Source organism: Stenotrophomonas sp. 96582_Sma (assembly GCF_056480905.1).
The window spans coordinates 241,981-254,602 of sequence record NZ_CM151122.1 but is presented as its reverse complement, the minus strand read 5'-3'; the positions used below and the strand labels follow the sequence as shown (position 1 = coordinate 254,602).

Genomic DNA, 12,622 nt, shown 5'->3' with positions numbered 1-12,622 from the left:
AGCTTCTGCACAAACGCCCGGATTCTACTTCGCTGTGGAATGCTTCCTTGCACTCGCACACGAGCGCCTCATTTCCGAGAGTGATACTCGACGACACCGACGGATACTCAATTCCAAGACCGAAGTCACATCTACCTCTGTCGATCTCATTTCAACTGCTCCGCGTGGTTTCGAAACCACGGTGGACCACGCATCCTTCTAGACCAAGGAGAGATCTAGCATGAGAATGAATTCCAAGAGCATACTGGCCGCCTCCACTATCGCATTGGGAAGCGCACTTCTGTTCACAGGTTGCACCCTGAAGAGTGTTCGAGCTTATGGCGAGTGCAGTGGAAAACAAGCAGGTGGCGGAGAGTGCAAGGCGGGTATGGAAGTTATCTGGGAAGGGGACGGTGGTGGGAAGAGGAGCATCTACAACTCCCTGCTCTCGTCTCTCAGCGTACTCCCAGATGCCGCGACGTTTGAGCTGGATACATCCGGATCAACCATACCGTATCCTGCCACGGGCAATGCGATACTCCGGGTAAAGAACGTCGCTACCGGCGCAATCAGCGCGTCCCAAACGTTTTCATGGGTCAGGACAGGCACCGTGATCCGAGTTGCGGATCCTAACGCGGTGAATGCCTGGATATACGCAAATGTGGGTAATGGCGATGCCTTGAGCTACGACCTGCTCCCCTTCCATTCGGCATACGGAAATGGCCCGCAGGTTATCGCTGGGCAAGCCAAACAGGAAGGCATTACCAAGGCGAGCTACTACCTGGAGTTCGAAGGACGGGATTGCGTCAACCACCCGTCGCCGCACTTGTGCATGGAGATGTAGTAAACAACAGGAGATGCGGGTGCACCTTGAGCACCCGCACCTTTGGGAGAAGCGATGAAAGGAGTCGTACTCGCCGCATTCGCCGCCTCCATCCTGGCAGGCTGCGCCACAACAATTGGATTGCCACAAGGCATCCCTCCGGATGGCTACACCGAGCTGGTGTCCACGCCTCTCGGGCCATTCCGCTACTTCCGGTCTCTCTCCATTGTTCCAGGGCGCAAGGACCTGCCCTCTCTGGAATCGCTTCACTGCACCAACACCCAGCACGAAATCCTGCTCTTGATGGCTGCAGGATCACAGGTTGACGTTGCCGATACCTGTACGCGCATTGATGCAGCAGCGAAATTCTCCGAATCATGGATAGAAGCAAAGGCGAACAGATACCGGATTCTTCTCGCGCCAACGGATACCGCCGCGACGATACAGTCGCGTACCTTGGGATCGTTCTCGGGTGGGAAGACGTTGGCACTTGCGGCCTCGATACATGACGACCGCGGACGGACTGTTGCGAACCTTGTCGATCTGGTCGCGCACGAGACATTCCATGCGCTAGGTCATGCCACAAGGCACCCTCAGGCGCTTGATGAACGCATCGCCTACTACGCCGGACTCTGCGCACAGCTTCAGGTAAATGGCGTTGTTCGAGAGGATTCGCTGCCTGGAGCCGCCATCGGCACGGACGACGCTGCAGTGCAGCTGTCTTCGCAAGTAGCCTATCGTGTCCGTCTTGAGACCTATCCCCTTCTCGCCGATGGCCGCATTCGAATGAATGAACAGTCTGGCGAACGTATGCTCCAGCGTTGCAACCAACTCAGAAGGGGTCTTACGAGGTCGCGTTGAACACGCCTGCAGACCCGCATTCATTCCGGAACGGCAACGCACAAAAAACCCGCCATTTCAGCGGGTTGATTGTTCCCCGTGGACATGTGCGGATGCCAAGGGATCGAAGATGGTGCCGCTTATCCGAATCGAACGGATGACCTACTGTTTACAAGATAGATAGACTTAGCTTTGAAATCAGTCGGTTAGATGGGTCATCTTTACCGTCCGGGCGCGCGAAACGCTTGTTACACTTGATCATTCCCAGCAATTTTACCGCTCTCTACCGTCTCGATTCACGGACGCAGAAGGGCTTGAATTAGGAACAAAAAATGGATGTTCTTCGGGATGGCGGGCTGTTTTGGCTGGGCGATGATGATCAAGTGCCGACGTCGTTGCCTCCTCAGGAGGGATGCATCGCGGGCTTGTTGGAAGTGGCCGATGATGGGCAGATCACGCTCGACTTGATTGGAGTTCTTTTAGACGATGGCGAAGACGGCATCTGCCTTGGGATAGAGGAGGTCGGTCCACGCACCATTCGAGGACTTCTAAAGGGGACTGGCGAGCACGTTTTGCTTACCGGCGCCCGTCCCATCAAGATGCACTACACCGACCAGATATCTTCTCAGCTCATGCGTGCCACCGCCGCCTTGGTGTCTAAGCATCCCATCACCCTGAGTCAATTCACTGAACTCATGATGCCTCTTGAGGGATTTGAGGCTTGGGCTTACCCAGGGACTGTGAGCGGAGAACGGCCTGTGGGCGACGACGGTCAGCGCCACCTGCTTTCTCTACGGTTGGCCCGCGACTGCGACCGAGTCTACGAAACGTCCTTTGGCCAGCTGACCTTTCAAACTGACTTTGGCGGCTACCTTCCCTCTTACGACAGTACGTCAGTTGATGTCTCATTGAAGTCGCGGCTAGTGCTCTGCTTGTCTGCACACGCTAGCCTCGACCAGATCCTTGACTACTTCCGAGGATTTGAAGACCTCATCCTACTCTTGAGTAACAGTTCGCGGTCGCTGCCCTGGCCGATAGCGAAGAGTGCATCACTCGATGGCCTAGTCCGCATCTATTACGCAAGGGCGAACCAGAACAGTGCCGCTTTCAACAGGCACCAATGCTGGCTAAGCTTGACTCGCCTGGGAGAAGATTTCGGTGCGGTGGTAAATCGTTGGTTCGAGCGTCGGCGAGAGCTGGGTCCAGGTCTGCATCTGTTCCTTGGCATGCGCCGCCCTCGGCCTATGTACATCGAACACAAGTTCGCCAACTTGGTGTGGGGCCTCGAGTCGCTGCATCGACGGCTATACGACGGCGACGCCGAATCGAATGAGAAGCTCCGACTCAAGGTTGAGAGAATCATTTCCGCCCTATCACGAGTGGAGTGGGCAAATGCAAGAGACAAGAGATATGCACTTGGAAAGTTCAAAAATGTTGAAGCGAGCCTCGCGGAGAGAATCGAGGAACTTCTGCTGAGCATTGGCCTGGGCTTCGATAACGAAAAGCTGCGCGAATTTTCGGAAAAGTGCGCAGACTTGCGCAACGATCTATCTCACTATGGTGGTGAACGTACCCCGGGGACATACTCGGATGTGATTGAGGGATACGTAGAGTTCTCGATTGCTCTAGGTCACCTTTACCACCTTCTCCTGCTTCATCTGGTCGGGATTTCTGACGTCCATATCCACTGGTTGGTGAACGAACATAGGGACCACGTTCGGCATCACCTTGCACGCGTCAACCTCGTCCCTCAGATGAAGGCTCCATCTGCGTCCTAGGGGAGCAGCGGCGAGCCTTCCTGATTCGCCTCTGTCTGGCTGATAGCTTGCGCGTCTATCCGCACGGATACTCGTACACGGCGGTATCTGCGTTCGGGGATAGAAGGTCGCCGACGACCCGCCATCGGGTGGCACCCTCGTCTTCTGCCCCGAAGAGCCACAGGCCTCCCAAGCTCAGGCCCGATAGATCCAACTCACTGACCTGCACGCGCATGTTGCGATTGAGGTGTATTGCTACCGTGAGGTCGTCGGATCTTGGATATCTGACCTTGAGGCTATCGATCTGTTGCTGCAGGCTCTTGATGCCCGCTCCCATTTCTGGGGGAAGTTCCTTCATCTGGACAGGGCTGTATCGCACCTCGTCGCCAGAACGCCATCGCATCACGGCGTCGTAGTCAGACTTTTCAGAATAGGCAACCGCAACCAGCGACCGCGTGACCTGCCCCATAAGGAAGGCGAAAATCGCACATTGCCGCCGTTCCAAGTATGGCTTGAGCTCTCTCGTTCGGAGATGCTTTACCTTTGCTGGCAGGCCATCGAGCACACCACTGGTTTCCATAGCCCGTAGTTGGATCAACACCGGTTTGGGATCGTAGTAATCCAACCGTTGCCACTCCTTGAGTCTTAGGTTCCCCACCCTGCGTACCTCGGCTGCTGCCCACGCTTGTGCCCTTCCCACGAATATACGTGACGCAGACGCCGCAAGTGACAGGCTCACCTTATGTGCGGCCGATTCGCCCAACGTCCCATCCTCGACTTCGGCCTGCCGTCGCTGGTCGACCTCGCGCCGGCGTTGGCCGAGATGCCACCCAGCTACAACCTTGCCCCACCCAGCGTGCGTCGGCCATCCTCGATCGGGGAACAGGCCGGCAGGTGTCGTGGCTCACGTGGGGCCTGCTTCCTTTTTGGGCAAAGGCCAAGGGTCTGAAGGGATCCACGATCAACGCCCGCATCTAGACGTTGGCCACCAAGCCGGCATTCCGCGCGGCGTTCAAGGTCCGCCGGTGCCTGGTGCCGATGGCCGGGTACTACGAGTGGTCGGTGAGCGACGTGGACGGGAAGAAAGATCCACGGTTCACCAACACCCCATCGCCAGCGATCACGGTCAGCGGATCATTTGGCCAGCTGGCAGAGCGTGTCGTCCAGTAGAAGTCGGCGGGGAGAGGCATGGGCGGCAGGATACGGCTGGCCGTCGCAAAGGCTGCGACAAGGGCGCGGTCTGCAGGCGTGAGCTGGTGCGGCGGCGGGATGCTGATGGCGCCCTACGCGCGATAACGTGCAATTTTTGAGGTGGCCTCTGGAGGAAAGAACTGCGGGCGGCAGTGAAGTGGTTGCAGACGTACCGGGACGAACGGATGCAGGCGCATGGGCGTCCGGTGCCGATCAAACCTGAGCAGCGACGCCTTCTCGTTTCGGAGTTCGGCACCCCGCTCACGAAATCAGCCTTGGACAGCGCCTGGCAGCGCCTGGTCCGCCGCGCGATTGCGGAGGACGTGATCGAGGAGGAGCAGCGGTTCGCGCTCCATGGCCTGAAACACCGGGGAATCACCGACAGCGAGGACAAGAGCGCTGGCGGCCACGTGACCGAGGCCATGCGTCAGCTGTACGACCATTCCGTACCGGTGGTAAGAGCGGCCGTGAAACCAAAAAAGAGCCGCTAATTTTCCCGGTAATTTTCCCGGTAGACGTATAAAGGCCAGCGCAACGCACTGGCCTTTTTCGTTGAACCCCCGTTTTTAAGGGGTTTCGGCGCTTCCCAAGTGGTGCCGCTTATCCGAATCGAACGGATGACCTACTGTTTACAAGACAGTTGCTCTACCAACTGAGCTAAAGCGGCAAGGGTGGATCACCGGCGGCAGCGCCGCGGTCCGGAGATTCTAGCGCAACCGTGTGCATTCCAGCGACCGGCTCTGTGCCGCCCCGCTGCGCTGCTGGGCCTGGGCCGGCTGCGTGCCCGCCGCCAGCTGCCCTTCCAGCCACCACTGGCCGGCGTCGCCGCTGGCGACCAGGCGCGGCTGGAAGCCGGCGGCCTGCACCGCCGCCATGCGGCGCTCGGCGCCTTCACGGTTGCGGTACTGGCCCAGCGCCACGGCGTTGATGTCCTCGCCCTGGCTGATGATGTAGTAGTCGCTCAGGCCGGCGGCGACGATACGCTTCACCGTGGCCTGGGCTTCTTCGCGGCTGGCGGCGGCCGGCAGCATCACCCGGAAACGTGCGCTGCCGCTGGCAGCAGGCTGTTCGCGCAGGCGCACCTGACTGATGACGTTGCCGGCCTTGCCTTGCGCACTGCTCGCAGCAGCGCGGTCGGCGAACGGACCGAGCGCGACACAGCGCGGCGGCTCAGCGGCCGCAGGCGGAGTTGCGGGCTTCTCCGGCGCCGGGGCCGGTGCAGGCGGCGTTACCGGCTTGGCAGCGGCAGCAACCGGCGTAGCCTCAGCCACCTGCGGCTTGGCGACCTCCGGCTGGGCCGGCGTAGCTGGTGCAGGCGTGGCAGCCACAGCCATCTTCGCCGCCGGTTCGCGCTCCATCAGCGGCGCAGTCGGGGCGGCAGCAGTGGCCTGGGCGGCCGCAGCGGCATCCACGCCACCAGGCACCCACCGCAGCTCGGCTACGCCAGCCGGTTGCGGCGGCGGCGCGGGCGGTTGCGGTGCATCGCGCAGCAGCCACCAGCAGGCGACGCCAAGATTGAGGATGGCCAGTACGACGATCAGGGCACGGGTCAGCATGCGCGGATACTAGCCTGCGGGCTGGTGCACCGCCCAGCGGGCGAGGCCATCCAGCACCAGCGAGGGGTGGTAGTCGGCGCCGGGCAGCAACGGCATCAGCGCCGGTGCGCCGCCACCGTGCACCAGCAGCGACGGTGCCACGCCCAGCAGCGCATGCGCCTGCTGCGCGCTGCGTTCGATCAGCGCCACGGCGGCGCCATCGCAGCCGGAGGCCAGCGCATCGGCGGTGTCGTTGGCGAACTCGCTGTAGTCACCCCCGGTGGCCGGCAACTGCACGGCACGCGCGTGCAGCGCTTCACGCATGGTGGTGGGCGATGCGGAAATGCGCCCGCCGTGATGCTGGCCATTGGCGTCGAGCAGATCAATCGTCAGTGCGGTGCCCACGCCGACCACCAGCACCGGGCGCTGCGCCTTGGCTGCGGCCAGCAGGGCCAGGAAGCGGTCGACGCCGAACTTTTCCGGTTTGGCATAGGCAATGCGCACGCTGGCACATTCGGCGCTGGTGCGCACCACATGCACGTGTTCGAAGCGGCGCTGCAGCTGGTCCAGCATGGCGCTGGTCAGCGACGGTGCGGCCACGCTGGCCACGAACGCGGTGGTGCCGCTGGGCAGGCTGTGCGGCGGCTGTCCGGCCATGCCTTCGGCGCCGTGCGCCCAGGCCTGTACGTCGCCGGCGCGGTCACCCTGCAACGGCGCGAACTTGAAGCGCGAGTTGCCCAGGTCGAACAACCAATCGCTCATGCCGCCCTCACGCTGACTTCGCCGGCGTGCAGCAGGCGTTCCTGGCCATCGATGCGCACGCGCAGCGCGCCGTCGTCAGCCAAGCCAAGTGCGGTGCCGTGCTGCCACTGCCCGTCCAGTTCCACGCGCACTTCGCGGCCGGCCAGCATGTCGAACGCGGCGTAGCGCGGCAGGAATGGCGCCAGACCTTCGCGATCGAATTCTTCCAGCGCCGGCAGCAGGCGCGTCAGCACGGCAGCAACGACCACGTTGCGGTCCACCGGCTTACCGGCCAGCGTGTCCAGGTCCACCCACGGCTGGGTGATCTGTTCGGCGAACGACGGCGGCATGTGTGTGTTGATGCCGATGCCGATCACCGCGCGTGCCGGGCCGGCGTATTCGCCACCACCTTCTGCGAGCAGGCCGACCAGCTTGCGCTTGCCATCGACGATCAGGTCATTCGGCCACTTCAGCTGCGCCTGGGTGTAGCCCAGATCGTGCAGCGCTTCGGCCACGGCGATACCGGCCACCAGGCTCAGCCCGGCCAAGCGGCCGAGGCCACCGGAGTACAGGCGCAGCACCGACAGGTAGATATGCGCGGCCAGCGGCGAGGCCCAGGCACGGCCGCGACGGCCACGGCCGCCGGTCTGGCGTTCGGCCAGCAGAACGCTCACCCCGCGCTGGGGCGCGCTGCAACGCAGCAATTCGGCGTTGGTCGAGTCCACCGTCCAGGCCACCTGCAGGTCGTGCAGCAGGGTCTGGACGTCGGCAGGCAAGCCGGCGCGGATCGCGTCCGGGTCCAGCAGGTCGACCGGGCGGGTCAGGCCATAGCCTTCGCCAGCACGGCCCTCGATGTCCACACCGGCGGCCCTAAGTCCTTGAATACGCTTCCAAATGGCCGCCCGGGTCTGGCCCAGCTCACGGGCCAGGGCGTCGCCGGACAGGCGACCGGCAGCGAGTTTGGCCAGCAATTGGCGATCGTCCACGGCAGCTTCCACGAAGTCAGGAAGGAATTATGCGGGAAAGCCGCCAGCGACGCCCGCCACGTTGGGTTTCGCGGGGGCTTCCAACGGGGCGCCGGGTTCGGGCTAGAATCGGGAACTCACCCTCCCTTAACGTGGATGTCGTCAATGCGCCGTTACGCCCATTGCCTGATCCTGCTGCTGATGCCCTTCGCGGCGTCTGCGACGGCAGCGCTGGACGACAGCCGTGGGGCCTGCGTGTCCTCCAATGGCGATGCCGCCTCGCAGCGCGCGCCCACCGCCAGCGCATCGGCCGCCAGCACCAAGGCGGCACCGGTACGCCCGGCGGCCAGCACCACCACCGGTGGCGGTGGCAGCGACGACGACATGCTGCCGCGCATCCGCGCGCCGAAGTGGCACAGCTACCTGCCGGGAATGTTCCGCTGATCAAGTCGTTGCTGCAGTGGCTGCGGCCTGCGCCGCGGCCGATCGACGATGCACTTTGGGATGACGCCTGCCGCCGCGCAGCCTGGCTGCACGGACTGGACGACGAACGCCGCGCACGCCTGCGTGTGCTGACCACGCGCTTCCTGCATGAGAAGACCATTACCCCGATTGGTGACCTGCAATTGCAGGCCGGCGATGGTGTGCTGCTGGCCGCGCTGTGCTGCCTGCCGCTGCTGGAATTCGGCGAGGTAGGACTTGAAGGCTGGTCGCAGCTGATCGTCTACCCGGATGCGTTCCGCGTGCACCGCAGCCACATGGATGCGGCCGGCGTGCTGCACGAGTGGGATGACGAACTGATTGGCGAATCGTGGGACAGCGGTCCGTTGATCCTGTCCTGGGCCGATGTGCAGGCCGACCTGGCGGCGCCGCACGAGGGCTACTGCGTGGCGGTGCACGAGATGGTGCACAAGCTGGATGCACTGGATGGTGCGATGGACGGCACGCCGCCGCTGCCGCGCGCATGGCAGCGCGAGTGGGCGGCCACGTTCCAGCAGGCTTACGATGCCTTCTGTGCCCAGGTCGATGCGGGCGAAGAAACGCTGATCGATCCGTATGCGGCCGAGGCACCGGAAGAATTCTTCGCGGTGACCAGCGAGTACCACTTCTCCGCGCCGGATCTGCTGCAGCAGGCGTTGCCGGACGTCGCTGCGCAACTGCGGCGGTTCTATGGCAAGCCGCCGACGATCGAAACACGGTAGTGCCGGTCGCTGGCCGGCACCTTGGCAATGCCACCGAAGATCATGAGGTTGCCGGCCAGCGGCCGGCACTACCGGAACACCACGCGTTGTTGCGCCAGGCGATGGCCGGCGGACGGGAACGCGCAGCTGCGGCGGTTCTATGGCGAGCCGCCGGCGATCGAAACACGGTAGTGCCGGCCGCTGGCCGGCACCTTGGCAATGCCACCGAAGATGATTAGGTTGCCGGCCAGCGGCCGGCACTACCGGAACACTACGCGCTGTTGCAGCAGGCGTTGCCGGAGGTGGCCGCGCAGCTGCGGCGGTTCTATGGCAAGCCGCCGACGATCGAAATACGGTAGTGCCGGCCGCTGGCCGGCAACCTGGCAATGCCACCGAAGTTCATGAGGTTGCCGGCCAGCGGCCGGCACTACCGGAACACCACGCGCTGTTGCGCCAGGCGATGCCCGGCAGACGGGAACGCGCAGCTGCGGCGGTTCTATGGCGAGCCGCCGGCGATCGAAACACGGCAGTGCCGGCCGCTGGCCGGCACCTTGGCAATGCCACCGAAGTTCATGAGGTTGCCGGCCAGCGGCCGGCACTACCGGAACACTACGCGCGGTTGCGCCAGGCGATGGCCGGCGGACGGGAACGCGCAGCTGCGGCGGTTCTATGGCGAGCCGCCGGCGATCGAAACACGGTAGTGCCGGCCGCTGGCCGGCAACCTGGCAATGCCACCGAAGCTCATGGGGTTGCCGGCCAGCGGCCGGCACTACCGGAACACCACGCGCTGTTGCGCCAGGCGATGCCCGGCGGACGGGAACGCGCAGCTGCAGCGGTTCTATGGCAAGCCGCCGACGATCGAAATACGGTAGTGCCGGCCGCTGGCCGGCACCTTGGCAATGCCACCGAAGATCATGGGGTTGCCGGCCAGCGGCCGGCACTGCCGGAACACCCGCGCTGTTGCGCCAGGCGATGCCCGGCGGGCGGGAACGCGCGGATTACGGCCCCGGCGGCAGGCGCACTTCGAAACGGGCGCCGCCCAGTTCCTCGGAGCGGCCCACAGCCAGTTCACCGCGATAATCCTTGATAAGGTCCTGCACGATCGACAGACCGATGCCGTGGCCCTGCACGCGCTCGTCGCCACGCACGCCACGCTGCAGCACCTTGCCGATGTCGTCCGGGGCGATGCCGGGGCCATCGTCGTCCACCGCAAGCAGCAGGCCCGCGCGGCGCGCGTTCGGTGCCGGCAGCGGCTGCGCGGTCAGCAGCACGCGGCGGTTGGCCCACTTGAAGGCGTTTTCCAGCAGGTTGCCGAGCAGTTCCTGCAGGTCGCCCGGTTCGCCGTGGAAGCGCGCGGCCGGGTCGATATCGAATTCGCACAGCACGCCCTTCGAGGCATAGACCTTTTCCAGGCCACGCACGATTTCCTCGGCGTTGGATTCGATCGGCAGCGGCGCGGAGAACAGCTTGTGGCCCGACGACGCAGCACGTGCCAGCTGGTAGGAGACCAGGTTGTTCATGCGCTGCAGCTGCACGTCCAGCTCCTCGCGCAGCGCACCATCGCCCGCGCCGCTGTCCATCTGCGTGCGCAGCACCGCAATGGGCGTCTTCAGGCTGTGCGCCAGGTCGGCCAGGGTATTGCGCTGACGCTCGAGGTTCTCGCGCTCGCTTTCAATGAAGGCATTGATGCTGTCGGTCAGGGGTTCCAGCTCGCGCGGGTGGCGCTCGCTCATGCGCGCGGTCTCGCCACGCTGCACCTTGGTCAGCTCGGTGATCACGCGACGCAGGGGCCGCAGGCTCCACTGCAGGATGACGGTCTGCAGCAGCAGCAGGATCAAGCCGATGCCACCCAGGTAGAACCACACCCGGCCACGGAACACCCGCAGCTGCGCACCCAGCGCGCGCGAGTCTTCCATCACGTAGATGGTGTACGGGAATTCGGTGGCGGGATCGGCGTCGGCGTCCCACACCAGGCCTAGGCCATAGCGGTACACCGAGCCCTGGCTGCCGTCGATCTGGATCATCGGCAGCGGGCCTTCGAACACTTCCTGGCGCGGCGCCAGCAGGCCACCGCCGACGGTGGGCAGCATCGGGCCTTCGGCAGACATCGAATTGCCCTTGCCGTGCGGCATCACCACCTGCAGGTACAGGCCGCTGCCGGGCACGTCGAAGCGCGAATCCGGTGGCTGCTCGCGGATGTACAGCGAGCGGTCGCGGGTGAAGTCGATGCCGGCCGCATAGGCGGTGGCGTAGTTCTTCAGGCGCTCACGCAGGTTCGCCTTCGCCGTATCGGCGAAGGCGGCGTCGAGCGCGTAACCGGCCAGCGCCAGAAACGCGACCAGGCCCACGGACGCGGCGAGCATCTGGCGCGCCTGCAGTGAGCGCGGCCGCCAGCGTCGGAAGAACCACAGACGGCCGGACATCATGGTATCGCCAGGGTGAGCCGGCTCAGCCCTCGTTGCGCGGGATCGCGAAACGGTAGCCGCGACCGCGCACGGTCTCGATCGGCTTCAGTTCGCCATCCGGGTCCAGCTTCTTGCGCAGGCGGCCGATGAACACTTCCAGCACGTTCGAGTCGCGATCGAAGTCCTGCTGGTAGATGTGCTCGGTGAGATCGGCCTTCGAGACCAGTTCACCGGCATGCATCATCAGGTACTCCAGCACCTTGTACTCGTAGCTGGTCAGGTCGACATTGCTGCCGGCCACGCTGACGGTCTGGGCGGCGAGATCCAGCGCAACCGGGCCGCATTCCAGGGTCGGCTTGCTCCAGCCAGCGGCGCGGCGCAGCAGCGCATTGACGCGGGCCAGCAGTTCTTCGACGTGGAACGGCTTGACCAGGTAATCGTCAGCGCCCTGCTTCAGGCCCTCGACCTTGTCCTGCCAGCTCGAACGCGCGGTCAGGATCAGCACCGGGAACTTCTTGCCTTCGTCACGCAGGGCCTTGATCAGCTCCATGCCCGACATCTTGGGCAGGCCGAGGTCGATGATGCCGACATCGAACGGAACTTCGCGCCCCATGTAGAGGCCTTCCTCGCCGTCCTGCGCAGCATCGACGGCAAAGCCTTCGCGCTTGAGCCGGGCTGCCAGGGTCTCACGCAGCGGGGCTTCGTCTTCGACCAGAAGGATACGCATGAACTCTCCCTAGTGTCCTGGGTGTGGCCCGGAGGCCTGTGGGGTACGGGTTGATAGCGACGACTATCCCTGTTCAGGGGTTATCGCCGCGTAGTGATGACATATCCGACCGCGGCGTGCGCGGCTGTGAACGCGACGGCGCGGGGTCGTCCATGTAGCGGACCCGGCCCCGATCGTCCATGTACTTCACCCGGTTGATATCACGACCATCGAACGGCACGCGCTCGGCGCCGAGGATGTGGCCGCCGGTGGTGCGCTGCACGCGGCGCACGGCATCGGACAGCGACCGCTCGTCGCCACGGTTGCCGCGCTCACCCCGCTCCATCATCTCCGCCCGCGCCTGCTCGCCACGCGGCGGCTGTTGCGCCAGCGCCGAAGACAGCGGCACAGCCGACAGGACCGCGCAGGTGGCCAGGGCAATGCGGCGATGGAAGGGAGCGGAAGACATCGATGCGATCCTAGCCGAGCACGGCGATTC

The 12,622-nt window shown here is 63.9% G+C and carries 13 protein-coding genes, 1 tRNA gene and 2 pseudogenes; 8 read left to right on the top strand and 8 right to left on the bottom strand.

Annotated features, from left to right (window positions below; all coding sequences use genetic code 11):
* Positions 1 to 220: 220 nt before the first annotated feature.
* From ACZK2R_RS01125 to ACZK2R_RS01115, 3 genes are all read left to right on the top strand, one after another.
* Complete coding sequence (locus ACZK2R_RS01125; protein ID WP_152911148.1) at positions 221 to 823, top strand: hypothetical protein; 603 nt, start codon at positions 221 to 223, stop codon at positions 821 to 823.
* Between the two features lie 54 nt (positions 824 to 877).
* A complete protein-coding gene (locus tag ACZK2R_RS01120) occupies positions 878 to 1,663 on the top strand; it encodes a hypothetical protein (RefSeq protein WP_180838605.1) in 786 nt (261 codons plus the stop codon).
* 311 nt (positions 1,664 to 1,974) lie between these two features.
* Complete coding sequence (locus tag ACZK2R_RS01115; protein WP_478487718.1) at positions 1,975 to 3,420, top strand: ApeA N-terminal domain 1-containing protein; 1,446 nt, start codon at positions 1,975 to 1,977, stop codon at positions 3,418 to 3,420.
* A gap of 55 nt (positions 3,421 to 3,475) precedes the next feature.
* On the opposite strand, the gene ACZK2R_RS01110 is transcribed toward ACZK2R_RS01115, so the two are convergent.
* Positions 3,476 to 4,024: a hypothetical protein gene (locus ACZK2R_RS01110; protein WP_208082610.1), complete on the bottom strand. Its 549-nt coding sequence runs from the start codon at positions 4,022 to 4,024 to the stop codon at positions 3,476 to 3,478.
* Between the two features lie 62 nt (positions 4,025 to 4,086).
* On the opposite strand from ACZK2R_RS01110, the pseudogene ACZK2R_RS01105 reads away from it, so the two are divergent.
* Together ACZK2R_RS01105 and ACZK2R_RS01100 are read left to right on the top strand one after the other, a co-directional pair.
* Positions 4,087 to 4,569: pseudogene (locus ACZK2R_RS01105) on the top strand (SOS response-associated peptidase family protein).
* Positions 4,570 to 4,742: 173 nt separating this feature from the next.
* Complete coding sequence (locus ACZK2R_RS01100) at positions 4,743 to 5,081, top strand: site-specific integrase (RefSeq protein ID WP_478487715.1); 339 nt, start codon at positions 4,743 to 4,745, stop codon at positions 5,079 to 5,081.
* A 100-nt stretch (positions 5,082 to 5,181) separates the two neighbouring features.
* Here the strand turns inward: ACZK2R_RS01100 and ACZK2R_RS01095 are convergent.
* The 4 genes from ACZK2R_RS01095 to birA all read right to left on the bottom strand — a co-directional run bounded on the left by ACZK2R_RS01095 (position 5,182) and on the right by birA (position 7,852).
* Positions 5,182 to 5,257 (bottom strand) — tRNA-Thr (locus tag ACZK2R_RS01095).
* A 40-nt stretch (positions 5,258 to 5,297) separates the two neighbouring features.
* Complete coding sequence (locus ACZK2R_RS01090) at positions 5,298 to 6,146, bottom strand: SPOR domain-containing protein (RefSeq protein WP_180838057.1); 849 nt, start codon at positions 6,144 to 6,146, stop codon at positions 5,298 to 5,300.
* A 9-nt stretch (positions 6,147 to 6,155) separates the two neighbouring features.
* Positions 6,156 to 6,887: a type III pantothenate kinase gene (locus ACZK2R_RS01085; RefSeq protein WP_180838056.1), complete on the bottom strand. Its 732-nt coding sequence runs from the start codon at positions 6,885 to 6,887 to the stop codon at positions 6,156 to 6,158.
* Positions 6,884 to 7,852, bottom strand: coding sequence for a bifunctional biotin--[acetyl-CoA-carboxylase] ligase/biotin operon repressor BirA (gene birA, locus ACZK2R_RS01080; protein WP_180838055.1), 969 nt, complete (start codon positions 7,850 to 7,852; stop codon positions 6,884 to 6,886). The genes ACZK2R_RS01085 and birA overlap by 4 nt, the downstream gene beginning before the upstream one ends.
* A 144-nt stretch (positions 7,853 to 7,996) precedes the next feature.
* Here birA and ACZK2R_RS01075 point away from each other — a divergent pair, with 144 nt between their 5' ends.
* From ACZK2R_RS01075 to ACZK2R_RS01065, 3 genes and pseudogenes are all read left to right on the top strand, one after another.
* Positions 7,997 to 8,275, top strand: coding sequence for a hypothetical protein (locus tag ACZK2R_RS01075; protein WP_032128189.1), 279 nt, complete (start codon positions 7,997 to 7,999; stop codon positions 8,273 to 8,275).
* Complete coding sequence (locus ACZK2R_RS01070; RefSeq protein WP_180838054.1) at positions 8,242 to 9,033, top strand: M90 family metallopeptidase; 792 nt, start codon at positions 8,242 to 8,244, stop codon at positions 9,031 to 9,033. The genes ACZK2R_RS01075 and ACZK2R_RS01070 overlap by 34 nt, the downstream gene beginning before the upstream one ends.
* Positions 9,034 to 9,290: 257 nt before the next feature.
* A pseudogene (locus ACZK2R_RS01065) lies at positions 9,291 to 9,371 on the top strand (M90 family metallopeptidase); the annotation flags it as partial.
* 639 nt (positions 9,372 to 10,010) lie between these two features.
* Here the strand turns inward: ACZK2R_RS01065 and ACZK2R_RS01060 are convergent.
* The 3 genes from ACZK2R_RS01060 to ACZK2R_RS01050 form a co-directional block, all read right to left on the bottom strand.
* On the bottom strand, positions 10,011 to 11,435 hold the full coding sequence (locus ACZK2R_RS01060; RefSeq protein WP_032128221.1) for an ATP-binding protein: 1,425 nt from the start codon (positions 11,433 to 11,435) through the stop codon (positions 10,011 to 10,013).
* A gap of 25 nt (positions 11,436 to 11,460) precedes the next feature.
* Positions 11,461 to 12,144, bottom strand: a complete 684-nt coding sequence (locus ACZK2R_RS01055) for a response regulator transcription factor (protein ID WP_004136763.1) — start codon at positions 12,142 to 12,144, stop codon at positions 11,461 to 11,463.
* Between the two features lie 73 nt (positions 12,145 to 12,217).
* A complete protein-coding gene (locus tag ACZK2R_RS01050) occupies positions 12,218 to 12,592 on the bottom strand; it encodes a hypothetical protein (protein ID WP_180838053.1) in 375 nt (124 codons plus the stop codon).
* Between the last annotated feature and the right edge of the window lie 30 nt (positions 12,593 to 12,622).